Origin of the sequence: Streptomyces sp. NPDC088706, from assembly GCF_044752765.1 — a bacterium.
Lineage (GTDB): Bacteria > Actinomycetota > Actinomycetes > Streptomycetales > Streptomycetaceae > Streptomyces.
This window is the reverse complement of the sequence record NZ_JBIVLW010000011.1, coordinates 89,550-116,447: the sequence shown is the minus strand read 5'-3', so window position 1 is coordinate 116,447 and position 26,898 is coordinate 89,550. Positions and strand designations below refer to the sequence as shown.

Annotated in this window: 19 protein-coding genes, 1 tRNA gene and 3 pseudogenes; 7 read left to right on the top strand and 16 right to left on the bottom strand. The window is 71.8% G+C overall.

Annotated elements, in window-relative coordinates; all coding sequences use genetic code 11:
- Nucleotides 1-37: 37 nt before the first annotated feature.
- The 5 genes and pseudogenes from ACIQAK_RS23310 to ACIQAK_RS23290 all read right to left on the bottom strand — a co-directional run.
- Nucleotides 38-1,112, bottom strand: a pseudogene (locus tag ACIQAK_RS23310) (glycine betaine/L-proline ABC transporter ATP-binding protein); the annotation flags it as partial.
- Nucleotides 1,109-2,722 (bottom strand): GMC oxidoreductase, encoded by a 1,614-nt coding sequence (locus ACIQAK_RS23305; RefSeq protein ID WP_366391369.1) that lies wholly within the window; start codon nucleotides 2,720-2,722, stop codon nucleotides 1,109-1,111. The pseudogene ACIQAK_RS23310 and the gene ACIQAK_RS23305, both read right to left, overlap by 4 nt.
- 98 nt (nucleotides 2,723-2,820) lie before the next feature.
- Nucleotides 2,821-4,323, bottom strand: coding sequence for an aldehyde dehydrogenase family protein (locus ACIQAK_RS23300; RefSeq protein ID WP_366391368.1), 1,503 nt, complete (start codon nucleotides 4,321-4,323; stop codon nucleotides 2,821-2,823).
- Nucleotides 4,324-4,687: 364 nt separating this feature from the next.
- Nucleotides 4,688-5,953 carry a cytochrome P450 gene (locus ACIQAK_RS23295; RefSeq protein ID WP_366391367.1) on the bottom strand — a complete coding sequence of 422 codons (1,266 nt, stop codon included), beginning with the start codon at nucleotides 5,951-5,953 and terminating at the stop codon, nucleotides 4,688-4,690.
- On the bottom strand, nucleotides 5,950-7,251 hold the full coding sequence (locus tag ACIQAK_RS23290) for a cytochrome P450 (protein ID WP_366391366.1): 1,302 nt from the start codon (nucleotides 7,249-7,251) through the stop codon (nucleotides 5,950-5,952). The genes ACIQAK_RS23295 and ACIQAK_RS23290 overlap by 4 nt, the downstream gene beginning before the upstream one ends.
- Nucleotides 7,252-7,563: 312 nt before the next feature.
- On the opposite strand from ACIQAK_RS23290, the gene ACIQAK_RS23285 reads away from it, so the two are divergent.
- From ACIQAK_RS23285 to ACIQAK_RS23260, 6 genes and pseudogenes are all read left to right on the top strand, one after another.
- Complete coding sequence (locus ACIQAK_RS23285; RefSeq protein WP_366391365.1) at nucleotides 7,564-8,277, top strand: response regulator transcription factor; 714 nt, start codon at nucleotides 7,564-7,566, stop codon at nucleotides 8,275-8,277.
- On the top strand, nucleotides 8,270-10,405 hold the full coding sequence (locus ACIQAK_RS23280; protein WP_366391364.1) for an ATP-binding protein: 2,136 nt from the start codon (nucleotides 8,270-8,272) through the stop codon (nucleotides 10,403-10,405). The genes ACIQAK_RS23285 and ACIQAK_RS23280 overlap by 8 nt, the downstream gene beginning before the upstream one ends.
- 136 nt (nucleotides 10,406-10,541) lie before the next feature.
- Nucleotides 10,542-10,948 (top strand): annotated as a pseudogene (locus ACIQAK_RS23275) (hypothetical protein).
- An 89-nt stretch (nucleotides 10,949-11,037) separates the two neighbouring features.
- Nucleotides 11,038-11,658, top strand: coding sequence for a class F sortase (locus ACIQAK_RS23270; RefSeq protein WP_366391363.1), 621 nt, complete (start codon nucleotides 11,038-11,040; stop codon nucleotides 11,656-11,658).
- Between the two features lie 139 nt (nucleotides 11,659-11,797).
- Nucleotides 11,798-12,787 carry a sphingomyelin phosphodiesterase gene (sph, locus tag ACIQAK_RS23265; RefSeq protein WP_366391362.1) on the top strand — a complete coding sequence of 330 codons (990 nt, stop codon included), beginning with the start codon at nucleotides 11,798-11,800 and terminating at the stop codon, nucleotides 12,785-12,787.
- A 53-nt stretch (nucleotides 12,788-12,840) separates the two neighbouring features.
- A complete protein-coding gene (locus tag ACIQAK_RS23260) occupies nucleotides 12,841-13,635 on the top strand; it encodes an N-formylglutamate amidohydrolase (RefSeq protein WP_366391361.1) in 795 nt (264 codons plus the stop codon).
- 239 nt (nucleotides 13,636-13,874) lie between these two features.
- Here ACIQAK_RS23260 and rbsD read toward each other — a convergent pair whose 3' ends face one another.
- The 6 genes and pseudogenes from rbsD to ACIQAK_RS23230 all read right to left on the bottom strand — a co-directional run bounded on the left by rbsD (nucleotide 13,875) and on the right by ACIQAK_RS23230 (nucleotide 20,121).
- Entirely contained in the window at nucleotides 13,875-14,264 is a 390-nt protein-coding gene (gene rbsD, locus ACIQAK_RS23255; RefSeq protein WP_366391360.1) for a D-ribose pyranase, read from the bottom strand.
- Nucleotides 14,261-15,202 (bottom strand): ribokinase, encoded by a 942-nt coding sequence (locus tag ACIQAK_RS23250; protein ID WP_366391456.1) that lies wholly within the window; start codon nucleotides 15,200-15,202, stop codon nucleotides 14,261-14,263. Before ACIQAK_RS23250 ends, rbsD begins: the two co-directional genes overlap by 4 nt.
- Nucleotides 15,203-15,239: 37 nt before the next feature.
- Nucleotides 15,240-17,199 (bottom strand): annotated as a pseudogene (locus ACIQAK_RS23245) (substrate-binding domain-containing protein).
- Complete coding sequence (locus tag ACIQAK_RS23240) at nucleotides 17,189-18,757, bottom strand: sugar ABC transporter ATP-binding protein (protein ID WP_366391455.1); 1,569 nt, start codon at nucleotides 18,755-18,757, stop codon at nucleotides 17,189-17,191. Before ACIQAK_RS23240 ends, ACIQAK_RS23245 begins: the two are co-directional and overlap by 11 nt.
- A gap of 44 nt (nucleotides 18,758-18,801) precedes the next feature.
- Entirely contained in the window at nucleotides 18,802-19,818 is a 1,017-nt protein-coding gene (locus tag ACIQAK_RS23235) for a LacI family DNA-binding transcriptional regulator (protein WP_366391359.1), read from the bottom strand.
- 218 nt (nucleotides 19,819-20,036) lie between these two features.
- Nucleotides 20,037-20,121 (bottom strand) — tRNA-Leu (locus ACIQAK_RS23230).
- Between the two features lie 164 nt (nucleotides 20,122-20,285).
- On the opposite strand from ACIQAK_RS23230, the gene ACIQAK_RS23225 reads away from it, so the two are divergent.
- Nucleotides 20,286-21,593 (top strand): DUF2254 domain-containing protein, encoded by a 1,308-nt coding sequence (locus ACIQAK_RS23225; RefSeq protein ID WP_366391358.1) that lies wholly within the window; start codon nucleotides 20,286-20,288, stop codon nucleotides 21,591-21,593.
- Nucleotides 21,594-21,654: 61 nt separating this feature from the next.
- Here the strand turns inward: ACIQAK_RS23225 and ACIQAK_RS23220 are convergent, their stop codons facing one another.
- The 5 genes from ACIQAK_RS23220 to ACIQAK_RS23200 are packed head-to-tail and all read right to left on the bottom strand — an operon-like array spanning nucleotide 21,655 to nucleotide 26,898.
- A complete protein-coding gene (locus ACIQAK_RS23220) occupies nucleotides 21,655-22,767 on the bottom strand; it encodes a sugar phosphate isomerase/epimerase (RefSeq protein WP_366391357.1) in 1,113 nt (370 codons plus the stop codon).
- A 55-nt stretch (nucleotides 22,768-22,822) separates the two neighbouring features.
- Entirely contained in the window at nucleotides 22,823-24,241 is a 1,419-nt protein-coding gene (locus ACIQAK_RS23215) for a nucleotide pyrophosphatase/phosphodiesterase family protein (RefSeq protein ID WP_366391356.1), read from the bottom strand.
- Nucleotides 24,238-25,413 (bottom strand): metabolite traffic protein EboE, encoded by a 1,176-nt coding sequence (gene eboE, locus ACIQAK_RS23210; protein ID WP_366391355.1) that lies wholly within the window; start codon nucleotides 25,411-25,413, stop codon nucleotides 24,238-24,240. The genes ACIQAK_RS23215 and eboE overlap by 4 nt, the downstream gene beginning before the upstream one ends.
- A 4-nt stretch (nucleotides 25,414-25,417) precedes the next feature.
- Nucleotides 25,418-26,266 (bottom strand): TatD family hydrolase, encoded by an 849-nt coding sequence (locus ACIQAK_RS23205; protein ID WP_366391354.1) that lies wholly within the window; start codon nucleotides 26,264-26,266, stop codon nucleotides 25,418-25,420.
- Nucleotides 26,266-26,898: an EboA domain-containing protein gene (locus ACIQAK_RS23200; RefSeq protein ID WP_366391454.1), complete on the bottom strand. Its 633-nt coding sequence runs from the start codon at nucleotides 26,896-26,898 to the stop codon at nucleotides 26,266-26,268. The genes ACIQAK_RS23205 and ACIQAK_RS23200 overlap by 1 nt, the downstream gene beginning before the upstream one ends.

The window sequence follows — 26,898 nt, the reverse complement described above, 5'->3', positions numbered from 1 at the left end:
CGACCGGCGGACCCGGTCGTACGGGAGGCCTTGCCCGTACCGGCGGTGCCGGTCGTCCCGGCGACGACGTCCAGCAGGCACGCCTGGTCGACGACGCCGACGAGCCGGCCGGCGTCCATCACCCGGGCGGCGGGGTCGCCGGAGCGGGAGACCGCCTCGATGGCCTCGGAGACGGTGGCGTCGGGACGCACGGCCGGGCCGCGTTCGCTCTCCCCGGCGAGCGCGGGGCGCATGGCGGTGGCGACGGTGAGGACCTGCTCGCGCGGCACGTCCCGCACGAACTCCCGCACGTAGTCGTCGGCGGGCGAGCCCACGATCTCCTCGGGCGTGCCGAGCTGGACAATGCCGCCGTCGCGCATGAGGGCGATCCGGGTGCCCAGACGCAGTGCCTCGCCGAGGTCGTGGGTGATGAAGACCATGGTGCGGCCCTCCTCGCGGTGCAGCCGGATCACTTCGTCCTGCATCTCGCGGCGGATCAGCGGGTCCAGCGCGCTGAACGGCTCGTCGAAGAGGAGGACGGACGGGTCGACGGCGAGTGCGCGGGCGAGGCCGACGCGCTGCTGCTGGCCGCCGGAGAGCTGGGAGGGACGGCGGTCCTCCAGCCCGGCCAGACCGACCTTCTCCACCAACTCGGCTGCCTTGGCGCGGCGTTCGGCCTTGCCCAGGCCCTGGATCTCCAGGCCGTAGGCGACGTTGTCCAACACCGTGCGGTGCGGCAGCAGCCCGAAGTGCTGGAAGACCATCGCGGCGCGGTGGCGGCGCAGTTCGCGCAGCCGGGCGCGGTCCATCGCCAGGACGTCCTCGCCGTCGATGGCGAGGGTGCCGCTGGTGGGCTCGATCAGCCGGGTCAGACAGCGTACGAGGGTGGACTTGCCGGAGCCCGACAGGCCCATGACGACGAAGACCTCACCCTTGCGCACGTCGAAGGAGACATCGCGGACGGCGGCGGTGCAGCCGGTGGCCTCGCGCAGTTCGGCGGGCGGCAGGGAGGCGTGCTCACTGCCGGGGACGCGGTCGGCCTTGGGGCCGAAGACCTTCCAGAGGTTGCGTACGGAGAAGACGGCGTTCCCGTCGGTCTCGACAGAGGTCTCAGCGGCCTTGGTTGCGGTCATCGGACATCACCTCCGGTGCTGGTACCGGTGACCGGCACGGCGTCACGCGCCTGGTCCGCGAGGAGTTCGGCGCACTTCTCACCGACCATGAGGACGCCGATCATCGGGTTGACGGCGGGCATGGTCGGGAAGACGGACGCGTCGGCGATCCGGATGCCCTGCAGGCCCCGGATGCGCAACTGCGGGTCCACGACGGCCTCCTGGTCGCCGGTGGCGCCCATCCTGCAGGTGCCCGCCGGGTGGTAGACGGTGTGGGCGACCTTGCGGGCGTACTCGCTGATCTCCTCGTCCGAGGTGATCTCGGGGCCGGGGCAGACCTCCCGCTTCAGCCAGTGCGCGAGCGGCTCGGTGGCCGCGATCTGACGGGCGAGCTTGATTCCGTCGACGAGGGTGCGGCCGTCGTGGTCGTCCTCGTCGGTGAAGTACCGGAAGTCCAGGGCCGGTTTGACCTCGGGGTCGGCGCTCGTGAGGTAGAGGCGGCCCCGGCTGCGGGGCTTGGGGATGTTCGGGGTCATCGACACCCCGTGCTCGGGCTTCTCGTAGCCGAGCCGCTCCGGGTTGTCGGTGAACGGGATCTGGTAGAAGTGGAACATCAGGTCCGGGCCCCGGGAATCGGGGTCGCGGCGGACGAAGAGTCCCGCGTCGGAGTCCATGGCGGAGTTCTCCGGGATGGGCCCGTCGGTCTCCCAGACGATGACGGACTCGGGGTGGTCGAGCAGGTTCTCGCCGACACCCGGCAGGTCGTGGCGGACAACGATGCCGAGCGCCTCCAGCTCCTCGCGCGGCCCGATCCCGGAGTGCAGCAGCAGCCGGGGAGTGTCCACCGCGCCCGCACAGACGATGACCTCGCGGGCGGCGCGCAGGAGGATCTCCTCGCCGTCCTTCGTCCGGACGTGTACGCCGGTGGCGCGGGTGCCGTCGAACTCCAACCGGTACGCCCAAGTCTCCAGCATGATCCGGAGGCCCGGCCGGTCACCGGCCTCGATGTGCGGGTGGAGGTAGGCGACCGAGGCCGAGGAGCGCTTGTTGTTCTCGGGGTGGTAGGCGAGGTCGAAGAAGCCGACGCCCTCGTGGAACGGCTTGCTGTTGAAGCTGTCCACGCGCGGGACCCCGGCAGCCGCCTGGGCGGCGTCGACGAAGTCGCGGGCGATGGCGTTGCGGTCCTTCTCGTCGACCGGGACGATGTTGTTGCGCAGCTTGGCGAAGTAGGGGTCCATCGCAGCCGCGTCCCAGCCCTCGGCGCCCGCCTCGGCCCACTCGTCCCAGTCACCGGGCAGCGGCTTGAAGCTGATGAGGGTGTTGTGCGAGGAGCAGCCGCCGAGCACCCGGGCCCGGCTGTGCCGGATGTGGGAGTTGCCGCGCGGCTGCTCGGTGGTGGGGTAGTCGTAGTCGAGGTCACCGCCGAGAAGGCCGAGCCAGCGGCGCAGGGTCAGGACGTCGTCGCGGTCGATGTCGGTGGGGCCGCCCTCGATGACCGTGACGGTGGTGTCGGGGTCCTCGGTGAGCCGGGAGGCGATGACCGATCCGGCGGTGCCGCCGCCGACGATCACGTAGTCGGCCACGGGGCCTTCGGAGTCGGGGACTGCGGTGCTGTGAGGGGTGGGAGGCATCGGTCACTGCTCCTTCTGCAAGGTTCGTGCGTGTGCGTGGTGCTGCGAACAGCCGGGCGGGGCCCCGGGGTTCGGTCGTTCCGGGGCCCCCGCAGGTGTCAGCCGGCGAACCAGCGCTGGGGGCGCGGGTTGAGGTTCTGGTAGATGTGCTTGGACTCGCGGTACTCGGCGAGGCCGGTGGGGCCGAGCTCGCGTCCCGTACCGGACTTCCCGAAGCCGCCCCACTCGGCCTGCGGGAGGTAGGGGTGGTAGTCGTTGATCCAGACGGTGCCGTGGCGCAGCCGTCCGGCGACCCGGCGGGCCCGGCCGGCGTCGCTCGTCCAGACGGCGCCCGCGAGGCCGTAGTCGGTGTCGTTGGCCAGCGTGATGGCCTCTTCCTCGGTACGGAAGGTCTCGACGGTGAGGATCGGGCCGAAGGTCTCCTCGCGGACCACCTTCATCTCCCGATGGCAGTCGTCGAGGACGGTCGGCCGGTAGAAGTAGCCGCCCTCGGGGCGTACGTCGCTGGGCTCGGGGCGGGTACCGCCGGCCCGGACGACCGCGCCCTCCTCGCGGGCGGAGGCGACGTACGCCTCGACCTTGGCGAGCTGCTGGGCGGAGACGAGCGGGCCGCACTCCACGCCGTCGAGGGTGCCGCGGCCGAGGCGGATGGCGTCGGCGCGGCGGGCCAGCTCGGTGACGAACCGCTCGCTGACGGTGTCCTGGACGATCAGACGGGCCCCGGCGGAGCAGACCTGCCCGCTGTGGAAGAAGGCGGCGTTCAGTGCCTGGTCGACGGCGGTGTCGAAGCCCTCGTCGGTGGCGCAGGCGTCGGCGAAGACCACGTTGGGGTTCTTGCCGCCGAGCTCCAGGGCCACCTTCTTCACGGTCGGCGCGGCGGCCTGGGCCACCTTCGTACCGCTGGCGAGGCCGCCGGTGAAGGAGACCAGGTCGACGTCCGGGTGCTCGGAGAGCCGGGCGCCCACCGGGTCGCCCGCGCCGGTGACGAGGTTGGCGGCGCCGTCGGGGAGTCCGGCCTCGGCGAGCAGCCGGATCAGGTGGACGGTGGAGAGCGGGGTGACCTCGCTGGGCTTGAGCACGAAGGTGTTGCCTGCGGCGAGGGCCGGGGCGATCTTCCAGCTGGCCTGGAGGAGGGGGTAGTTCCAGGGGGCGATCAGGGCGCAGACGCCGACGGGCTCGTGCACGACGATGCTGTGGACGTCGGGGTCGCCCGCGTCGACGACCCGGCCACCGCTCTCGTTCATCACGAGGTCGGCGAAGTAGCGGAAGGCGCTGGTCACGTCGTCGACGTCGACCCGGCCCTCCTCCAGGGTCTTGCCGGTGTCGCGGCTCTCGGTGATCGCGATCTCCTCGCGGTCCCGCTGGAGCAGCTCCGCGACCCGGCGCAGCAGCCCGGCCCGCTCGGCGACGGGCTTGTGCGGCCAGGGGCCGTCGTCGAAGGCGCGGCGCGCCGCCGCGATCGCCGCATCGGTGTCCTCGACACCGCCCTCCGCGACGACGGCCAGGACGGAGGCGTCGGCGGGGTCGAGGATCTCGCGCGTCGCGCCTGATCCGGCGGCCCGCCAGGTGCCGTCGATGTGGATGGTGCTGAGCGCCGACATATCGCTTTTCGCCTTCCGTACCCGAAATGCCCCCGTCGGTTCGGCCGGGGGCGTCCTGCGCGGTGGACCGGGGTACGGCCGCACCAGCGGTCGGGGCCCCTCCCCGGTACGGCGAAATGTATGCCGAGAATTTCACTCTGCGTGATGCACCTCACTCGGAAGGCGCGCCTGCGGGGTGCTCCGGGTCACTACGGGGGCGAGGGCGGGACGACGCGTTCGGCACGGCGAGGGCGGGACGACGCGTTCGGCACGGCGAGGGCGGGACGACGCGTTCAGGACGACGCGTTCGGCACGGCGAGGGCGGGACGAGGCGTTCAGGACGACGTGTTCAGGACGGCACGAACGCCCGGTGTACGTGCCGTCCTCAGCCCAGCAGCACCGGGAAGGCCGCCATGTCGTTCTGCGTCATCACCGGCAGCTTGGTGATCTCCTCGTCCGGGATGGCGAGCCGCAGGCCGGGGAAGCGGGCGAACAGCGCGGGCAGGGCGACGGCGGCCTCCATACGGGAGAGGGCGGCGCCGGGGCAGATGTGCGGGCCGTGGCCGAAGGTCATGTGGCGGTTGCGGGTGGGGCGGGTGATGTCGAAGGCGTCGGCGTCACTGCCGTGCTGTTCGAGGTCGCGGCCGATGGCCCGGTAGGAGATGACGACCCCCTCCCCCTTCCGGATCACGGTGTCGCCCACCGTGAGGTCCTCGGTGGCGAACCGCATCAGCAGGTGGGTGGTGGGGGTGTCCCAGCGCAGGGTCTCCTCGATCACCGCGTCCCAGCCGGCCTCGCCCGAGCGCACCTTCGCCAGCTGGTCGGGGTGGGAGAGCAGGGCGCGCACGGCGTTGAGGATGAGCCCGATCGTCGTCTCGTGCCCGGCGGCGACCATCGCCTTCAGATTGCCCACCACCTCCTCCTCGGTGAGCGGCTCGCCGCCCTCCTCGGCCAGGATCAGCGCGCTGGTGAGGTCGTCCGTGGGGCGGGCGGTCCTCTCGCGTACGAGGTCGGTGTAGAAGACGTCCAACTCGGCCAGGAGCGCGAGGCGTTCGTCCTGCGGTGTCAGCATGGAGAAGAACGCCTTGTACTGCCGGGTCAGCATCGCGTGCTGGGACTCGTCGACGCCCATCAGCATGCCGACCACGCGCATCGGGAGCGGCTGGGCGAAGACCGCCTTCAGATCGACGACCCCGTCCTCGCCCCGCGCCGCGCCGAGGTCGTCCAGCAGCTCCTCGGTGAACTTCTCGATGGCCGGGCGGATCGCTTCGAGCCGCCGCGGCGTGAGCGCCTGCGAGGTCTTGGTGCGCAGCCGCCGGTGCTCGGCCCCGTCCACGGTGAACATGGAGCGCCCGGCGTCGATCATGCCGATCAGCGGCCAGGCGTGCGTCACCACCCCGCTCTGCCAGAGACCCCAGGCGTTGATGTCCTTCACCAGCCGCGGGTCGACCAGGAGTTGACGGGCCTCGGCGTGCCGGGTGACCGTCCAGGCGGGCACGCCGAGCAGCTCGATCCGGGCGAGCACCCCGGCGTCACGCAGCCGCGCGGTCTCTCCGTCCAGGTCCTGGACCATGGGGTCGATGGCGATGGCGATGGCGATGGCCCCGGCGCCCCGGCCGGCTTGCGCGGCTCCGGCATGCGGACAGTTCACAACGCGTCTCCTGTCGTGCGTACGGGGGTGAAGCGGACGGGCAGCGCGGTCATCCCGCGCAGGAAGGCGGAGGGTCTGCGCACCAAATCGGTTGCCGGTACGGCCAGTTCGAGGTCGGGGAGCCGGTCCAGCAGCACTTCGATGCCGGTACGGGCGATGATCTCGGCGATCTCCTGCGCGGGGAAGGGGCAGCGGTACTCGCCGTGGCTGAACGCCATGTGGGCGCTGTTGCCGCCCTGCCCGGAGCGGACCCCCTGATCCGTGACCTGCTGGCGGATGTGCGGATCGGCGTTGGCGGCGCCGAGTCCGAGGAGGAGCATGTCGCCGCGGGCGATGTTCTGCCCGCCGAGCCGGGCATCACGCGAGGCCCACCGGCCGGCCAGGATCTGGGTCGGGCCGTCCTCCCAGAGCACCTCGTTCATGGCCTCGGCGACGCTGTGCCGGCCTCCGGAGAGGGCGTTGGCGAACTGGTCCTCGGTGAGCATCAGCCGGGTGGAGTTGCTGATCCAGTCGGCGGTGGTGAGGTGCCCGGCGGCCGTGACGGCCATGAGGTCGAGCGCGTACTCCTCGTCGGTGAACGGTTCGGGGTGGGCGAGCATCCGCGAGGTCACGTCGTCCCCCGGGCGCGCCCGCTTGGCCGCGACGAGCCGGTGCATGTGCTCGCCGAAGCGCAGGTGGGCCTTCTGGGCGCCGGGCCCGCCGTCGGCCAGGTCCTTGAGCACCTGGGCGATGTCGGCGCCCTCGTCGTCGGGGAAGCCGACGAGCCGGGCGAGGACGAGGACGGGCAGCGGCTCGGCGAACTCGGCGACGAGGTCGGCGGCGCCCCGGCTGCACACGGCGTCGATGAGGCGGTCCGCCAACTGCTCGCAGTGCTGGCGGATCTCGAAGGGGTCGGCCGCTTCGAGGGCGGGGACGACCATGTCGACGTGGCGCCGGTGCTCGGCTCCGGCGGTGAAGTAGATGGACGGCATGGGGGTCCCCACCATGGGCAGCAGCGGCCAGTCGGCGGGGATGTTCGCCCACTGGTTCCACAGGGAGACGTCCCTCGGGTACAACTCCCCGTCGCTGGTGACCTGGTGGAGTTCCCGGTAGCCGATGACCAGCCAGGCGGGGAAGCCGCCGGGCAGCTCGACCGGGACGACCGGGCCGTGGTCGCGCCGCATGGAGCGGTACAGCGCCTGGGGTTCGGTGTGGAAACCGGGGCCGCTGAGCGCAACGGCTGCCCCGCCGGAGCCCATGGGACAACCACCGCCTTCACCGGCCGGGGGCGCGGGCGTGGCGGACGAGGGGTTCGTCATCGTACGGACTCCAGTGGCGACGGCTTCGCGCGTTGCGACCATACGATCAACGCGCCACCACTATAAGGAGATTCCGTGAACCGACGGAGCTGAATCGCGCCCTTTTCTGCCCACTCCCGGCCACCCCCACCCGCTGCGCCGATCACTGTCGTACGACATCTGCGCAGCTTTGATCACAAGATCGGCACCTGGACCCGCTGCCTCCGTTTCACGGCCCAGCCATCCGGGGGAACGCACCGGTTCGCCTCCCGGCTCCCGCGTTCCGGAACCCGCCCCGGCCCGGCCCCGGAGCCCCGCTCTACGATCGGGGGCGTGTGCGCAGACGTCATAGTTGCCGAGGACGACGAGAAGCAGGCCGAGCTCGTACGACGCTATCTGGAACGGGAGGGACACGCCGTACGGATCGTGGGCGACGGCCTCGCCGCGCTCGACGCCGTACGGCACCGGGAACCCGACCTGCTCGTCCTCGACGTCATGATGCCCCGGGCCGACGGTCTGGACGTGGTGCGGGTGCTGCGGGCCGAGGCCCGGGAGCTGCCGGTGCTGATGCTGACCGCCCGCACCACCGAGGACGACCTGCTGCTCGGGCTCGACCTCGGCGCGGACGACTACATGACCAAGCCGTACAGCCCACGGGAGCTGATGGCACGCGTCCGTACGCTGCTGCGCCGCACCCGGCGGCCGGGCGGCGCGGTGGACGACCCCGTCCTGCGGGTGGGCGGCCTCGCGGTCGATCCGCAGCGGCACGAGGTGACGGTGGACGGCGAGCCGGTGGAATGCACCCGCGGCGAGTTCCGGATCCTGGCCGCGCTGGCGGCCGGTCCCGACCGGGTGTTCAGCCGTCAGCGGCTGCTGGCGGAGCTGCACGGCTTCGACCGCTACATCAGCGACCGGACGGTCGACGTGCACGTCATGAACCTGCGCAAGAAGATCGAGCCGACTCCCCGACGGCCGGTGCGCCTGCTGACGGTCTTCGGGGTCGGCTACAAGCTGACGGACCCGGCCAAGGCAGCGCGGCGTGCGTAGGAGCCGGCGCGGGGAGCCGGGCCGGACCCGGGTGCCGCTGCGGCGGAGTCTGCTGGGGCGGCTGTTCGGCGTGTCGGCGCTGGTGGCCGCGTGTTCGGTGGCGGCCACCGCCTGGCTCGCCGTCCAGACCACTTCGGGCGCGATTCTGCGGGAGCAGGGCCAAAACCTCACCGCCGACGCCCGGATCTACGACACCCTGCTCGGCTATGCCGCCCGCAATCCGACCTGGGACGGTGTGGAGGCGACGGTACGGGAGCTGGCCGAGCAGTCGGGCCGCCGCGTCGCGCTGACCACGCAGAGCAGGCAGCCGCTCACCGACTCCGCGACGTCGGCCACCCCGCCCGTACTGCCGCCTCAGGCCTCCGCGGTGGTCGACCCGCTCTCCGTGGACGCTGTCCTGGCCACCCGGAGCGCCGAGGGGCAGGGCACCGGCTCCGACCGGATCGACCCGCGGGCGGTGGGACCGTTCCTGCTGCCGGCGGCCGACCGGGCGGCGCTGCGGCGCACCGCCGAGGAGAACGCGGAGTGCCTGAACCGGGTGGGCATCGCCGCGGACGTGGTCGTCGGGCCGAGCGGACGGCCCCGGGTGCAGATGGTGGGCAACGACCCCGAACGGGCGCTCGGCACCCGGTGCGACCCCTCGGACCTGGAGGCCCCCACCCGTACGGAGAAGAAGGCGCTCACCGCCCTGAACGCCCTGGCCGACGCCTGCCTGAAGCGCCAGGGCCGCGACGGGGTGCGGCTGAACCCCGACCTGTCCTGGGGTGGGGTGGCCGCCGTGCCCATGCCGAGCCCCCCGCCGGGCGACGCGCGTCAGGCGAGCCCGGCTCCGGCGGTCGAGCCGGACCAGGAGGTCACCGGGGAGGGCGACCGGGCCATCGCCTCGTGTGTGGGGACGGCGCGCAGCGAACAGCTCAGCTCGTACGTCGCCTCCCCCGCGCTCCTGTTCATCGGCGACGAGGGCGACGCGACGGTACCGGGCTTCGACCTCTCCCCCGCCAACACCGCGAAGATCGCCGGTGCGGCGGCGCTGGTCCTGGCGCTGACCGTGGGCGCGTCGGTGCTCGCGGGCGCCCGGCTGGTCCGCCCACTCCACGCGCTGACCGGAGCCGCGCAACGGATGCGGGAGGGTGAGGAGTACGCCTCCGTGCCGGTCTCGGGGGACGACGAGATCGGCCGGCTGGCCGCCGCGTTCAACGACATGTCCGCGCACCGGGCGCGGCTGGAGGAGCAGCGCAGGGCCATGGTCAGCGATGTGGCCCACGAGCTGCGGACCCCGCTGAGCAACATCCGGGGCTGGCTGGAGGCGGCCCAGGACGGCCTGGCCGACCCGGATCCGGCGTTCGTGGACTCGCTGTTGGAGGAGGCGGTGCAGCTCCAGCACATCATCGACGACCTCCAGGACCTGGCCGCCGCCGACGCGGGCGTGCTGCGGCTGCACCCCGAACCGGTGCGCATCGCCGACCTCCTGGCCCAGGTCGCCGCCGCCCACCAGGCCCGCGCGGAGACGGCGGGCGTCACGCTGACGGTGGTGGGTGGGGCGGCCGGGGCGACTGGAGTGGCCGACGGTCCGGACCTGGAGCTGCGGGCGGACCCGGTCAGGCTGCGGCAGGCGGTGGGGAACCTGGTCTCCAACGCCGTACGGCACACGCCGGCGGGCGGGAGGGTGACGCTGCGGGCGTACGGGGAGGGGTGCGGGTCGGGGGACGGCGCCGGGCCCGGGCAGGGGTGCGGGTCCGAGTCCGGGCGCGGCACCGTACCCGAGTCCGGGCGCGGCGCCGTATCCGAGTCCGGGCGCGGCGCCGTATCCGAGTCCGGGCGCGGCGCCGGGGCCGGAGCGGAATCCGGGTCCGGAGCGGAATGCGGGTCCGGGTCCGGGTCCGGCCAGGTGGTGATCGAGGTGGCGGACACCGGGACCGGCATTCCGGCCGGGGACCTCCCGTACGTCTTCGACCGCTTCTGGCGGGCGGAGAAGTCCCGCAGCCGCCGTACGGGCGGCAGCGGTCTCGGGCTGGCAATCGTCCGCAAGCTGGCCGAGGCCCATGGCGGGACGGCGAGTGCGACGAGTACGGAGGGGACGGGTTCGGCCTTCACCCTGCGCCTCCCCGGTACGGCCGCGGCGCCCTGATCGGATGACCACAGCGTCCTGACAGGTTCCTCATAACGTCCGGACAGCCTGGCTCCCTGCCTCGTACCCGGGTGCACACCGGCACCCGGGCCCATCACGGGGCGATGTATGGAATGGAGCCATCCGTATGACCGCTGTGACCACTCGCCTCTCCCTGCGCACCGCCGTGCTCGCCGCCGTCGCGGCCGGCGCGGTGCTGATCCCGTCCACCGCGGCCTTCGCCGACGCGAGCCCGAAGCCCTCCGCCCCCGCCGAGAGCGCCCCCGCGGTGTCGCCGGAGCGGACGAAGGCCGCCGAGGACGCGCCGAAGCGGGCCCGCCCCTCCGCCGCCCCCCGTGGCGGCGTCGCGGCGGGTGAGCGCCTGGCACCCGCGGCACCCCGGGATGCCGCCGCCCCGAGGTCGCGCCGCGCGGTGGTGTGGCGGCGGGTGAGCGCCCGGCCGGCGCCGGCGACAACAGCACCACCGCCCTCGCCGGCTCGGTGGCCGGGGCCGCCCTGCTCGCGGGCGCGGGCACCCTCGTGCTGCGCCGCCGCAACGGCTGACCCGTCGTCATCCCTTTCCCCTGACACCGATCGTGGCGCCGTCCCGCACCGGGGCGGCGCCACGCCCGGTGGTCGCCCCTGGAGCACTCATGCCCGTCAGCCCCTTCTCCCACCTCCCCCGAACGGCCACCCTGCTGACCGCACTTGTCACATGCGCAGCCCTGACGGCCTGCGCGGGCCCGGAGCCCTCACCCAGCGCGAGCGCGCCGCCGGAGGCCACCACAACACACCAGCCGGCCACCACGGACACGTCACCCTCCCCGGACGACGTGGCCCCTACCCAGCTCTCCGTCCCCTCCCTCAAGATCCGCAGTTCCCTCATGCGGTTGGGGCTCAACGCGGACGGCACGGTCGAGGTCCCGCCCGCCGAGCAGGGCATGCGGGCGGGCTGGTACACCGGCGGAGCCGTACCTGGACGACCAGGAGCGGCCGTCCTGATCGGCCACAACGACACCCGGTTCGGCCGGGCCGTCTTCCACGACCTCGAAGACATCCGCGAGGGGGCCGAGGTGCTCGTCCGCGACAGCACCGGGAAGTCGCTGAGCTTCACCGTCACCGGCAAGGAGACGGTCAGCAAGAAGGCGTTCCCCACCGAGCGCGTCTACGGTGCCACCGAGGGCAGCACGCTGCGCCTGATCACCTGCGACGGCGGGTTCGACGCGGAGGGGCACCCCGTCGACAACCTCATCGTCTACGCCAAGCTGAGTTGATCTTCTGCTCCCCCTGCCCCTGAATCCAGATGGCATTTCGCCGGACAGACTGGCGGCATCCGATGTCTACTCGTGGGTAACTCCCGCTGCTTTGATGGGTGCCACCCGGTACGCCCCCACTCATTCAGCAGGAGACCTCGTGCCGCACTCCACGTTCCGCCGCCTTTCCGGTGTAGCCCTCTCCGCCGCCCTCGCCGCCATCCCGCTGGCCGTGCATACGCCTCAGGCAGCGGCGGCCACCACCGCCGGCACCCCGTCTCTGCGGGTGCTCTCGTACAACACGTTCATCTTCAACAAGAGCCTGTACCCCAACTGGGGCCAGGACCACCGGGCGGCGGAGATCCCGAAGACCTCGTTCTTCCGGGGCAATGACGTGGTCGTGATCCAGGAGGCCTTCGACAACGGGGCCTCCGACGCCCTGCTGCGGAACTCCGCCGCCCAGTACCCGTACCAGACCCCGGTGGTGGGCCGGAGCAAGAGCGGCTGGGACGCCACCGGCGGCTCGTACGCGGCGACGACCCCGGAGGACGGCGGCGTCACGGTCCTGAGCAAGTGGCCGATCGTCCGCAAGGAGCAGTACGTCTTCAAGGACGCCTGCGGCGCCGACTGGTGGTCCAACAAGGGCTTCGCCTACACCGTGCTGAACGTCAACGGCGCCCGGGTCCACGTCGTCGGCACCCACGCCCAGTCGACCGACCCCGGCTGTGCGGCGGGCGAGGCCGCCCAGACGCGCAGCCGCCAGTTCAAGGTGATGGACGCCTTCCTGGACGCAAAGAAGATCCCGGCTTCCGAACAGGTCGTCGTGGCGGGCGACTTCAACGTGGACGGGCACTCCGCCGAGTACGCCTCCTTCCTGAACGACGCGGGCCTCAGCGCGGCCGACACCAAGACGGGCCACACGTACTCCTTCGACACCCGCGACAACTCGATCGCCTCCGAGCGCTACCCGAACGACCCCCGCGAGGACCTGGACCACGTCCTGCACCGCGCCGGCCATGTGAAGCCGGCGGGCTGGAAGAACGACGTGATCAAGGAGCAGAGCGCCCCCTGGACGGTCTCCAGCTGGGGCGGCAGCTACACGTACACGAACCTCTCCGACCACTACCCGGTGATCGGCTCCGCCAACTGACGCCACGGATGCGACAATCGGGGCCCACACCCCATCCATGAAGGACCCGCTCTATGAGCACCGTCGCCCAGCCGTCGTTCCACCTCTTTCCCGGAAGCCCCGACTCCCCGGTACTGCTGCACGTACCGCACGGGTCCCGGACGATTCCCGAGGAGGTACGGAGCTCGATCCTGCTGGACGACGGTGCTCTGGAGCGGGAACTCGACCACATCACCGACTCCCACACGGCTGAACTGGCCACCCGGGCAACCGAGGCCTGCGCCATCCGCCCCTGGCGATACGTCAACGCCCTCTCCCGCCTGGTCATCGACCCCGAACGCTTCCCGGACGACCGGGAGGAGATGCGCGCGGTCGGCATGGGAGCGGTCTACACGCACACCACCCACCGCGAGCGGCTGCGCGACCCGAACCTCGATCAACGCCCGCTGCTCGACCGCTACTTCCACCCGTACGCACAGGCGATGACGGAGGCGGTCGAGGCCCGGATCGCCGCCACGGGCCGCGCGGTGATCGTCGACGTCCACTCGTACCCGACTGCCCCCCTCCCGTACGAACTCCACGGCACGGGCCCCCGTCCGCCCGTCTGCCTGGGCACCGACGCGTTCCACACCCCGCCGGAGCTGATCTCCCTGGCGGAGGAGGCGTTCGCCGGCTTCGGCGGTACGGGCATCGACAGCCCGTTCGCCGGTACGTACGTCCCACTGAAGCACTACGGCACGGACCGCCGGATCACGGCCCTGATGATCGAGATCCGCCGCGACACATACATGACCGAGCCGGGCGGACCCGCGGGACCTGGGCTCGACGCGCTGGCGGGGGCCTTGGCGGAGCTGGTGGCCGGGTGCTGACACAGTGCGCGGCCCAGTGCCGGGACGGCTGACCGATCTCCACCACCGCCCACCCCGGCGGTTCGTCCAGGAACACCCACCTGGCGGCGGGCGTTCGCAGTCTCGATCACCGAGGCAGGCACAGCGAAGTCGCGGACGCGCGGCCGGACGGAAGCGCGGGGATCCCGATTCGCGGTGTGGGTGAGCATCAGCACTCGCCTTGCCCGGAGCGGCCCGCCGCCCGCCGTACCGTCACCCGCTCAGAAGAACACCCCGCACCGCAGCAGCACGTTCGCGTACGGCCGGGCCTCCCCCGTCCGTACGACCAGGCGTGCCGTTGCCGTGCGCGCCTTGAGGTCGTCGTGCGGGATCAGTTCCAGGTTCGGGAAGCGGGCGTCCAGGAGGTGGGTGGCCTCCGGGTTGGCGTCGCGTACCTCCAGGGCCGCTGTCGCTGCCTCCACCACCAGCTCGTCGAGCAGGCCGTCCAGGACCTCGGCGAACGACGGGGTTCCGGCGCGGAAGGCCAGGTCGACCACGCGGGGGCCGGGCGGGATCGGCATGCCCGCGTCGCAGATCAGCACGCCGTCGCCGTGGCCGAGTTCGGCGATGGCTCCGGCCAGGTGGCGGTTGAGGATGCCGGACTTCTTCACAGCGCGTCGACCTCCTCCAGCGTCGGGAAGGAAGCCTGGGCGCCCCTCGACGTGACGGCCGCCGCCCCCACCCGTACGGCGAACGCCGCCGCCTCCCGCAGGTCGTCGCCGCGGCCCAGGCGCCAGGCCAGGGCGGCGGTGAACGCGTCACCGGCACCCGTGGTGTCGACGGCCTCGACCTTCGGGCTGACCAGGTGGTCCAGGGAGTCCGTGCGGCTGTCGGCCACCAGCGCGCCCGCTCCGCCCAGGGTGATCACGACCGAGCGCGGGCCCAGCGCGAGCAGCGCCGGGGCCCAGTCGTGCGGGGCCTCGCCGGCGGCCTCGCCGACGGCCTTGCCGAGGATGTACCGGGCCTCGTGCTCGTTGACCACCAGCGGGTCGCAGGCCGCCAGCACCTCGTCGGGGAGCGGGGCGGGCGGGGACGGGTTGAGGACGAGGCGGGTCCCGGCGCCCAGGTGGCGCACTGTCTCCGCGACCGTGTCCAGGGGGATCTCCAGCTGTACGGAGACCACGCGGGCGGCGGCCAGCAGTGGCGCCGCCGCCCGTACATCCTCTGGGGTGAGCCGGCCGTTGGCACCCGGGGACACCACGATGCTGTTGTCACCCGAGGGGTCCACGGTGATCAGCGCGACCCCGGTCGGGGCCCCGCCGACCAGGACGCTCGCCGTGTCGACGCCGACGGTGCGCTGGGTCTCCAGGAGGAGACGTCCGTGGTCGTCGTCGCCGACCCGGGCGAGCAGTGCCGTACGGGCTCCCAACCGGGCTGCCGCGACAGCCTGGTTGGCGCCCTTGCCGCCCGGGTGGACGGCCAGATCGGAGCCGAGCACCGTCTCTCCGGGGGCGGGACGGCGTTCGACGCCGATCACCAGGTCGGCGTTGGCCGAGCCGACGACCAGCAGGTCGTAGCCGTCGTGGGAGGCGTTGTCCTGCGCGGGAATGCTTCCTGCTCTCTTCGGTCGGGGCCGGGGCCGGGGGTCAGGAGAAGTCGGCGACGTTCTCGCGGGTGACCACCTTGACCGGCACCTTCACCGTTTCCTGGACCTTGTCGCCCCTCGCCGCCTTGACGGCATTCTGGACCGCGATCCTGCCCAGCTCGCGGGGTTGTTGGGCGACGGACGCGTACAGTGCCCCCGCCTCGACCGCCTTCAGGCCGTCCGGGGTGCCGTCGAAGCCGACGACCGAGACGGACGTGCCGGCCTTGCTGCCAAGGGCCTTGACCGCGCCGAGCGCCATCTCGTCGTTCTCGGCGAAGACGCCGGTGATCCCCGGGTGGGACTGGACCAGGTTGGTCATCACATCCAGGCCCTTGGTGCGGTCGAAGTCCGCCGGCTGGCTGGCCACCACCGTGATGTCCGGGTATGCCTCGAGACCCTCGGCGAAGCCCGCTCCGCGCTCACGGCTGGCGGAGGTGCCCGCCGTGCCCTGGAGGATGACGATGCTGCCCTTGCCGCCCAGCTTGTCGGCCAGCGCGTCGGCGGCGAGCTTTCCGCCCGCCACGTTGTCGGAGGCGACCAGAGTGGCGGTGTCCGCCTTGTTCACCCCGCGGTCGGCGGCGATCACCGGGATGTCGGCCTTGTTCGCGCTACGGACAGCCGGGCCGACGGCGTCCGAGTCCACCGGGTTGACGATGATGGACGAGACTCCCGAACTGGTGAAGTTCTGGAGCTGGTTGGCCTGCTGTGAGGCGTCGTTCTGGGCGTCGGTGACGGTGAGGTCGATGCCCGCCTTCTTGGCCTCCGCCTGTGCGCCGTCCTTCATCTGCACGAAGAAGGGGTTGTTGAGCGTCGAGAGGGACATGCCGACCTTCGTCGCACCCCCGGACGAACCGGAGTTGAGGTAGGAGACTCCGCCGACGACGACGACCGCCGCGGCGAGCGCCGCTCCGGCGAACTTGAGCGCGCCCCCGCGCCCCGAACCCGGTGCGCCGGGCGCCGTCCCGGTGGAGGAGGCCGCCCCCGAACCGGCCTTGCGGCGCAGCGTGTCGAGCAGGACCGCGAGGGCGATGACGACGCCGATGACGACCTGCTGCCAGAAAGCGGAGACGGAAAGGAGGTTGAGGCCGTTGCGGAGCACCGCGAGGATGAGCGCGCCGATCAGGGTGCCGGAGGCCTTGCCGACGCCGCCCGCGAGGCTGGCGCCGCCGATGACGACCGCGGCGATGGCGTCGAGCTCGTACCCCTGGGCGGCCTGCGGCTGGGCGGAGACGAGGCGCGAGGCCAGCACGATGCCGGCGACGGCCGCGAAGAGGCCGGAGAGCGCGTAGATGACGATCTTCTGGCGCTTGACGCGGAGACCGGAGAGCCTGGCCGCTTCCTCGTTGCCGCCGATCGCGTACATGGAGCGGCCGATGAAGGTGCGGCCGAGGACGAGCGCCGTGATCAGGCCCATGACGATCATCACGAGGACCGGTACGGGGAGCCAGCCGCCGAGCGTGTCACCGAGCCGCGAGACGGAGTCGGGGAACGCGATCGGGCTGCCCTGCGAGATGACGAGCGACAGGCCGCGGGCGATCGAGAGCATGGCCAACGTGGCGATGAACGGCGGGAGTCTGCCGTACGAGATGAGGGCGCCGTTCACGAAGCCGCAGACGATCCCGGTGACGACGGCGAGGATCACCGCCAGCACGACCGGTACGCCGGCCGACGTCGCCGACCAGGCCAGGACCGTCGCGGAGAGGGCCGCCACGGACCCGACGGACAGGTCGATGCCCGCCGAGACGATGACGAAGGTGACGCCGAAGGCGAGGATCGCGGTGACCGCCGCCTGCACGCCGACGTTCAGCAGGTTCTGCGTGGTCAGGAAGTCGCCGGAGAGCAGCGACATGGCCACCACCAGGACGACCAGGGCGCTGAGCGCGCCGTTGTCGAGCAGGACGCGGCGTATCACGGAAGTGCCACCTGCGCCCCGGGGCACTCTTGAGTGTCTCAGTGGCCACGGGGGCCCTCCTCTTCGTTCGTCGGTGCGGGGTGTTCGTGCGTGCCGGCGGTGCCGACCGCGAGCGCCATGACGGCGTCCTGGGTGGCCTGGCCGGCGGGGAGTTCGCCGGCGATCCGGCCCTGGGCCATGACCAGCACCCGGTCGCTCATGCCGAGCACCTGGGGCAGGTCACTGGAGATCATCAGGACGGCGTGGCCGGAGGCGGTGAGCTCGTTGATGAGCTGGTAGATCTCGACCTTGGCGCCGACGTCGATGCCCCGGGTCGGCTCGTCCAGGATCAGCACCCGGATGTCGGCCAGCAGCCACTTGCCGATGACGACCTTCTGCTGGTTGCCGCCGGACAGGGTGCGGACGTGCTGGCCGAGGCCGGACATGCGGACACCGAGCTGCTCGGCGATGCGGGCGGCCGCCGTACGCTGCCCCTTCAGGTCCACCAGCCCCGAGCGGGTCGCGGAACGCAAGGTGACCAGGCCGAGGTTCTCCTGGACGGAGGCGTCCAGGACCAGGCCCTGGCCCTTGCGGTCCTCCGGTACGAGGCCTATGCCGGCGCCCGTCGCGGCGGGCACGTCGTGCCGGGCGAGGCGTTCTCCGCGTACGTCGACGGTGCCCGCGTCGTAGGGGTCCGCGCCGAACACCGCGCGCGCCACCTCGGTTCGACCGGCGCCGACGAGTCCGGCGAGGCCCACGACCTCACCGGCGTGCACGTCGAAGCTGATGTCGTGGAAGACCCCGTCCCGGGTCAGCCCCCGCACGGACAGCAACACCTCACCCGCGTCAGGGCGTTCGCGCGGGTACTGCTGCTCGATGCTGCGGCCGACCATGAGCTGGACGAGCTCGTCCTCGGGCGTGGAGGCGGGCACCTGGTCGATGCTGCGGCCGTCGCGCAGAACGGTGACACGGTCACCGAGCGCGGCGATCTCCTCCAAGTGGTGGGTGATGAAGACGATGCCGACGCCGTCCGCACGCAACTGCCGGACGATGAGGAAGAGTCTGTCGACCTCTTCCGAGGTGAGCACGGCGGTCGGCTCGTCCATGATCAGGACGCGGGCGTCAAGGCTGAGCGCCTTGGCGATCTCGACCATCTGGAGCCGGGCGATGCCCAGTTCACGGACCTCGGCGTCCGGGCGCACGTCGACCCCGACGCGGCGCAGCAGCTTCTCCGCGTCCGCCCGCATGCGCCGGTGGTCGATGAGCCCGAAGCGGCGCGGCTGCCGGCCGAGGAAGATGTTCTCGGCCACCGTGAGGTCGGGCACCAGGTTGAACTCCTGGTGGATGGTGGCGATGCCGAGCCGTTCGGCGTCCTGCGCGCCGGTGATGCGGACCTCGCGGCCCTCGGCGAGGATCCGGCCCCGGTCGGGGCGGTAGGCGCCGGAGAGCATCTTGATGAGGGTGCTCTTGCCGGCGCCGTTCTCGCCGAGCAGGACGTGGACCTCACCTCTGCGCAGGTCGAAGTCGACGTTGTCGAGCGCCACCACGCCGGGGAAGGTCTTACGCAGACCCTCGATGCGCAGCAGCTCGTCCGGTGGTGTCACCAGTCGCTCCTCCGGTGCGGTCACCGGTCGCTCCTCCGGTGCGGTCACCGGTCGCTCCTCCGGTGCGGTCACCGGTCGCTCCTCTGGTCGGTCGCGTCGCGGCCGCACGAGCGGCGCCGGACGAGACGGGCGGGCAGGATGACGGACTGCGGGGTCCGTCCTTCGATCAGGTCGGCCAGCGCGCGTACGGCGGCACGGGCCAGGTCCGCGGTCGGCTGGGCGATGGCGGTGATCGGCGGATCGGTGTGCACGAACCACGGGATGTCGTCGAAGGCGGCGAACGCGATGTCGTCGGGTACCCGCAGCCCCCGGGCCCGGATCGCGTCCAGCGCGCCGAGCGCCATCAGGTTGTCGGCGGCGAACACGACCTCGGGCGGCTCGGGCAGGGCGAGGAACCCCTCGGTGGCCCGGCGTCCGCTGGCGGCCTGGAAGTCACCCTGTCCGATGTAGGCATCGGGCAGCGCGAGGCCGAGTTCGCGCATCGCGTCCCGGAAGGCCTCGACGCGCTCGTTTCCGGTGGTGGTGGCCGCCGGCCCGGCGATGATTGCCAGCCTACGGTGGCCGAGGCCGTGCAAGTGCCCCACCAGGTCCTTGACCGCCCCCGTACCGTCGGCCCGGACGACGGGCACGTCGATGCCGGGGATCCACCGGTCCACGAAGACCATCGGCGTACCGCTGAGGGCGACCTCCCGCATCAGCGGGGAGCCGCCGTCGGCGGGCGAGACGAGCAGCCCGTCGATCCTGCGGTCGATGAGCGTGCGGATGTGGTGGTCCTGGAGCTCGGGCCGCTCGTCCGCGTTGCCGATGATGACGCTGTAGCCGAGCGCGCGGGCCTCCTCCTCGACGAAGCGGGCCAGCTCGGTGAAGTACGGATTGAGTACGTCGCTGATGACCAGGCCGAGGGTCCGGGTCTGCGCGGTGCGCAGGGAGCGGGCCACGGCGTTGGGCCGGTAACCGAGGGCGTCGACGGCGGCGAGAACGCGCGTACGTGCCTCTTCGCTGACGGACGGATGGCTGTTCAGCACCCGCGAGACCGTGGCGACGGAGACCCCCGCCCGGGCCGCGACATCTTTGATGCTCGCCATGTCCGGACCACCTCCTTGTGGTTTCCGTACACCTCGAAACCACCGGACAGCCCGATCGAGCGACGCCGTGGAATCGATTACAGGGACGATTGGAATCGATTACACGGCTCAGAACAAGACCCCTCCAGGCGTACGAGACCGGATCGTGACCGGAAGGAGGGAAGTGGAAGCGGCCCGGAAAACGCAGAAGACCCCAGATGAACTGGGGTCTTCGCCGGTGTCCGAGGGGGGACTTGAACCCCCACGCCCGATAAAGGGCACTAGCACCTCAAGCTAGCGCGTCTGCCATTCCGCCACCCGGACAAGGTGCCTGCCGTTCGCGGTGTGTTCCCCGCGGCGACAGGGAAAACAATACCAGGGGTTCGACGCGCGTTTCACCTGCATATCCGGTGGTCAGTGCGGTGCGGCGGGCCGATGCGACCGTGGCCTCCACGGTCTGCGGGGGCCGCGGGGCTACCTTCGCGTCCATGAGTGATCGCGGCTACCGCCGGCCCCGTCCGCTGTCTCCCCTGCGCGAGCATCTGCGTGACACGTTCTGGTTCGCCCCGACCATGGGGTTCGTCTGTGTGTTCGTACTGTGGCTGGTCGCTTCCGCGGTCGACGGGGAGATCGTCGCGTTTCTCCGTCGGGAGGAGGCGTACGACGAGCTGGGTGACCTGATGGCCTTCGCCCAGGACGCCAAGACGATCGTCACCACGGTCAGCTCGGCGATGATGACCTTCATCGGTGTGGTGTTCAGCATCTCGCTGGTCGCGGTGCAGATGGCCAGCGGGCAGCTCACGCCCCGGGTGGTGCGGATCTTCGTCCGCAGCCGGATCAGCAAGCTCACGCTGACGGTGTTCCTCGCCACGTTCCTGTTCTCCCTGCTGGTCCTGACCTCGTACGAGAGCGAGGCGGACGCGCGCCGGGTGGTCTCGGTCCCGCTGCTGCAGAGCATGCTCACGCTGGTACTCGTCGGGCTGAGCCTGCTGCTGTTCATCGTCTACGTCAGCGCGACGCTGCGGCTTCTGCAGGTCGGCCCGGTCGTCGACAGGATCGCGCGCGACTCGTTCCGGGTGCTCGGCCGGATGCCCAGGGGGCCGGGCGGGCCCGAGGAGCTGGGGCCGGAGACCGGGCGGGTGGTGCACGAGGGGCGGGCCGGGGTGCTGCGGGACGTGAACACCGCGCGGCTGGTCCGGGCTGCGCGGCGGCAGGACGTGGTGCTGCGGCTGATCCCCCGGATCGGGGACTTCGTGGTGCCGGGGACGCCGGTGCTCGCCGTCCACGGCGGCGCCGCCGTACCACCGCGTCGCCTGCTGCGGTACACCGTCTCCGTCGGGGTGGAGCGCACCCTGCACCAGGACCTGGCCTTCGGGTTGCGTCAGCTTGTCGACATCGCGCTGCGGGCCCTGTCGACGTCCGTGAACGATCCGACCACCGCCGTGCAGTGCCTGGACCGGATCGTGCAGTTCCTCGCGGCCGTGGTGGACCGGCCGCTCGGTACCGTCCACCACCGGGACCGGTCCGGGCGGGTGCGGCTGGTGCAGGACGGTCCGGGGTGGGAGCGCCTGGTGGACCTCGCCTTCGAGGAGATCCGGTGGTGTCTGGCCAAAAGCCCGCAGGTGTCGCGCCGGGTGCTGGCGGGGCTGGATGATCTCCTGCTGCTCGCTCCGGAGGAGCGGAGGAAGCCGCTGGTCCGGCATCGGGCGCTGCTCGTCCAGACCGTGGAGTGGAGTGTTCCGGTGGCCGCCGACCGGGAGTTCGCCCTGCTGCCGGACCGGCAGGGCATCGGGTAGGGGCGCGCCGGTCGTGCGCCCGGCCCGCCGGAGAGGTTCCGGCGGGCCGGGGTGTCCCGTGTCAGTCGCCGCAGCGGCCTTCGCGCAGGGAGTGCAGGTGCTCGCTCGACTTCCGGGCGAAGGCGAGCGACTGAACCGGGTTGTCGTGTTCGGCCTGCCAGTGGTGGTAGGTCCGGCCGCGATGGGTCCGGTTGGTCACCTTGGACAGGAACCTCTTGTAGTCGATGTCCCCGTCCCCCACGTCCGACATGCGGTAGCCGTCGCGCGTGGTGTCGTCGCGGACGCCGTCCTTGACGTGGAAGAGGGGGTAGCGGTCGGGGTGCTTCAGGACGTACTTCAGCGGGTCGAGCGGGGCCCTGGTGCCGTCCGCGCGCTTGCTGAAACGGAACTGGGCGCAGTACGCCCAGTAGATGTCCAGCTCCAGATAGACCAGGTCGGGATCGGTCTCGGCGAGCAGGACGTCGTAGAGGCGCACCTTCGGCTTGTCGGTGGCGAAGGAGAACTCCTCGGCGTGGTTGTGCTGGTAGAACTTCATCCCGCGCCTGCGGGCGGCGGCCCCGTACGTGTTGAAATCGTCGGCCGCCCGCTTCCAGCCGTCCACCGTGGAGCCGTAGCGGAACGGGCCCGAGGGCGTACCGATGTGCTTGAGGCCGAGGGCCTGGGCGTCGTCGAGGACCTTCTCCAGGTTCTGGGCGAAGGTGTAGGCGCCGGGGTTGTTGTCGTCGTAGTAGCCGACGTGGCTGCCGATCGGGTTGAGGCCGTGATCCCGGGCCAGCCGCTTGAGCTGGACGAGGGTGATGGGGCCGGCCGAGCCCTGGGTGTAGCCCGCCATCTCGATCTCGTCGTAGCCGTACTTCTCCAGCTCGGCGAATACGGGGCCGAAGCCGAGCGTGGAGATCTGGTCGCGCAGGCTGTAGAGCTGGATGCCCAGGCGGCCGGGGGGCAGGACGGGCTTGCCGTGCCCGTGACCGTGCCCGTGGTCGTGCCCGTGACCGTGCCCGTGGTCATGTCCGTGGCCGTGGCCCTTGCCGGATCCCTGGCCGTGGTTCCGGCCGGCGGCCTGGGCGCTCGCCGTGCCGATGATCGTGGCGGCGGTGGCTCCGGCGGCGACACCGAGGATGTTGCGGCGGCTCAGTCTGCGGGCGAGTTCGGTGTCCTTGGAGGTGCGGCTCATGTTCGCGTGACTCCCTTGGGTGACGTGGGGTGAGCAGTGCGGTGCCGGGGCGTTGTCAGTGCAGTCCGGCAAGCTTCAGGAGCAGGGACTTCACTTCGGTGGCCCTGACCCGGTCGGTGAACGCGTGAGGGGTGGAGCAGAGGATGAGCGGACCTTCGTCGTCGCTCTCGGGGAGGCGGCCGTGGCTGCCGCGAATAGGTGAGGGGTCCAGGGGGACGACCGCCATGCGGTAGCGCATCCCGAGCTTCTTGCGGGCGACCGCCGAGACGGCCTTGAGCCGTACGTAGGGGTCCTCGGGGTCCATGAAGAGCTCGACGGGGTCGTAGCCGGGCTTGCGGTGGATCTCGACGAGCTGGGCGAAGTCGGGGGCGCGGGCGTCGTCGAGCCAGTAGTAGTACGTGAACCAGGCGTCCCTCTCGGCCACGGCGACCAGCTCGCCGGAGCGGGGGTGGTCCAGGTGGTGTGCCTTCTTGCCCTCGTCGTCCAGGAGCTGGTCGATGCCGGGCAGGTCGGCCAGTGCGGCCCGGGTCGCCTCCAGGTCCTCGGGGCGGCGCACGTAGATGTGGGCGAGCTGGTGGTCGGCGACGGCGAACGCGCGTGACGCCATCGGGTCAAGGTACTCCATGCCGTCCTGGGTGTGCACCTCCAGCAGGCCCGCCCTGCGCAGCGCCCGGTTGATGTCGACGGGGCGACGCACGCGCGTGATGCCGTACTCGGAGAGCGCGACGACCGTACGGCCCTCGGCGCGGGCGTCGGCCAGCAGCGGGGCCATCGCCCGGTCCAGGTCGGCGGCGGCCTGTTGGGAGCGGGGGTCGTCGGGGCCGTAGCGCTGGAGGTCGTAGTCCAGGTGGGGCAGGTAGCACAGGGCCAGGTCGGGGGTGCGGGTGGCGATGATGTGGCGGGTGGCGTCGATGATCCACTGCGAGGAGACCAGGTCGGCGCCCGGGCCCCAGAAGTGGAAGAGGGGGAACGTGCCGAGTCTGTCGGTCAGTTCGTCGTGCAGGGCGGGGGGCCGGGTGTAGCAGTCGGGTTCCTTGCGGCCGTCGGCGTAGTAGACGGGGCGCGGGGTGACGGTCCAGTCGGTGTCGGCGCCCATCGCGTACCACCAGCAGATGTTGGCGACGGTGTAGCCGGGGTGGGCGCGGCGGGCCGCGTCCCAGAGTTTGTCGCCCTCGACGAGCCCGTTGTGCTGGCGCCAGAGCAGGACGTCGCCGAGCTCGCGGAAGTACCAGCCGTTGGCGACGATGCCGTGTTCGGCGGGCGTCGTGCCGGTGAGGAAGGTGGACTGGGCGGCGCAGGTGACGGCGGGCAGCACGGTGGAGAGGGGAGCCTGCGCGCCCCGCTTCCCGAGCGCGGTGAGGTTCGGCATGTACGCGAGGAGCTGTGGGGTGAGGCCGACGATGTCGAGGACGAGGAGGGGGGTGGGGCTCCCGGCTGCCGACTGGTGCGGGCTGTCCGTGCTGTCGCTGGTCATGGCAGCTCCTTGAGGCCGAGGTCGACCAGGAGGTCGCGGGCGAGGGTGAGTTCGGCGGCGATGCCGTCGGCGAGTTGGGTGCGGGTGCGGGGCCGCAGTTCGGCGGGCAGCGCCTGCCAGGTGTACGTCTCCACCTCCAGGTGCCGGGTCAGCGGCACCGGCCCCCCGACGAGCCGGGCCAGCGTGGTGCGGAGCACGGGCAGCGTGGAGGTGAGCGGGGGCGCGGGCGGGGCGTGCAGCGGTACGTGGAAGTGGGCGCGCCAGGGGGTGGAGTCCGGGAGCGCCCGGCCGGCGACGGCCTCGTCCAGGTCGTCGGTGCCGCGCAGCCCGGCGGCCGTGCGGGTGCGGGTCTGGTGCAGGAAGCGCGGCTCGGCGAAGGCGGCGAGCGCGGTGCGGACCTCGGGGAGATGGGGGTGTTCGGCGTGCAGGGCGGCGGAGAGCTGGGACTTGACGACGGGGACGCCCGCCGCGGTCAGGGCGTCGAGTGCGGCGTCCGGGTCCTCGAAGGAGGTCGCCAGGTGGCAGGTGTCGACGCAGATGCCGATGCGCCGGTGGCCGATGTCGGTGAGCGGGACGATGGCATCGGCGGTGGTCTCCACGGTGCAGCCCGGCTCCGGTTCGAGGCCGACGCGGATCGACTTGCCGGTGAGTTCGGCCAGCGCGTCCAGGCGCTGGGCGAGCGTGGTGAGGGCGGTGTGCGCGGTGCGGGCGGCGGCGGGGTCGGTGTCGTAGGGGGTGCGCCAGGCCAGCGGGAGGGTGGAGATGGTGCCTTCGGTGACGTCGTCGGGGAGCAGAGCGGCCAGCAGCCGGGCGAGGTCGGTGGTGTGGGCGAGGCGGTCGGGTTCGGTCCAGTCCGGCCGGTAGACCCGGTACTTGACCTCGTCGGCGCCGAACCCCTCGTACGGGAAGCCGTTGAGGGTGACCACTTCCAGGCCCCGGCTGTCGAGCTCGGCGCGGAGCGCGCGGAGTTCGGCGGGGTCGTTGATCAGGGCGCGGGCGGCGTCCCTGGCGAGCCAGAGGCCGATGCCGAGCCGGTCCCGGCCCAGCCGGCGGCGGACCGGCTCGCAGTGGTCGCGGAGCTGGGCGCGGACGCCGTCCAGCGTCTCGGCGGGGTGGACGTTGGTGCAGTAGGAGAGGTGCACCGTCGAGCCGTCCGGGTGGCGGAAGCGCACGGCCTCACTCCCCGCCGCGCAGGATGGAGTTGCCCTCGTGCAGTGGATCGGGGGCCGGGAGGTCCAGCTGGAGCCGGCCGCTCTGGCCGTAGAAGGCGACCGGATTGCGCCATAGGACCTGGTCGACGTCGTCCTCGGTGAATCCGGCCTTCAGCATCGCGTCGGCGACCTTGCGGGTCTTGAGCGGGTCGCTCCTGCCCCAGTCGGCGGCGGAGTTGACAAGCATTTTCTCGGTGCCGTGGTTCTGGAGGATCGTGACCATGCGGTCCTCGTCCATCTTGGTGTCCGGGTAGATGGAGAACCCGGCCCAGCAGCCACTGTCGGTGGCGGCCTTTACGGTTGTCTCGTTGAGGTGGTCGAGCAGGACGTGCTCCGGGGGGAGGTGCGATTCGCGGATGACGTCGATGGTGCGGTGGAGACCGGCGAGCTTGTCGCGGTGCGGGGTGTGGACGAGGGCGGGGAGCCCGTGGTCGGCGGCGAGCTGGAGCTGGGCGGCGAGGGCGTGGTCCTCGGCCGGGGTCATGGAGTCGTAGCCGATCTCGCCGACGGCGACGACGGAGTCCTTGACGAGGTAGCGGGGCAGGGCGTCCAGGACGGGGGTGCAGCGGGGGTCGTTCGCCTCCTTGGGGTTGAGGGCGAGCGTGCAGTGGTGCGCGATGCCGTATTGGGAGGCGCGGAAGGGCTCCCAGCCCAGGAGGGCGTCGAAGTAGTCGAAGAAGCTGGCCGGGGAGGTGCGGGGCTGGCCGAGCCAGAAGGAGGGTTCGACGAGGGCGCGGACGCCCGCGTCGTACATCGCCTGATAGTCGTCCGTGGTCCGGGACGTCATGTGGATGTGGGGGTCGAAGATGCGCATCAGGACTCCTCCGTGGGGGCGGCGGCGCCGGTCCGTTCGGGTGCCGGGGTGTGCTCGGGCGAGCCCGGCGGGGCGGTGTGCTCCGGTGCCGGGCCGGTGAGGGCGAGGGCGGTGCGCAGGCCGGCCGGGACGTCACGGCCGGCGGCACTCCGCTCCGCGGCGAAGTCGCGCAGCATCCGGGCGAGTTCGGCGTCCCCTCGGGCTCTCTCGCCGAGCCGGGCGACGGCTTCCACCGGCACCCCGGTGAACAGGCACTTCAGTACGGCGTGGCGCCAGGCGTGCGGATCGAGGTGCGCTGCGGCGTACGGGCCGACGGCGGCGGCCACCAGCCGGGTGTCGTTGGTGCGCAGGGCGTCCTCGACGAGCGGGAGGGCGGCGGCGCCGAGGTCGAGGCGGGGCAGGGCTAGCAGGACGGCACGGCGTTCGGCGGCGGTGCCCTGTTCGTAGAGCCGGATGACGCAGGACAGCGGGGCGCGGGCCTCGACGAGCAGGAGGGAGCGTACGGAGTCGGCGTGGACCGGCCCGCAGCGCCGGCCGGCGGCGGCGTAGCGGAGTTCCCAGGGCGGGGAGGTGTACGGCGGGGAGGTGTACGGGGAGACGGTGGCGGCCTCGGCGCGGAGGGCGTCAGACAC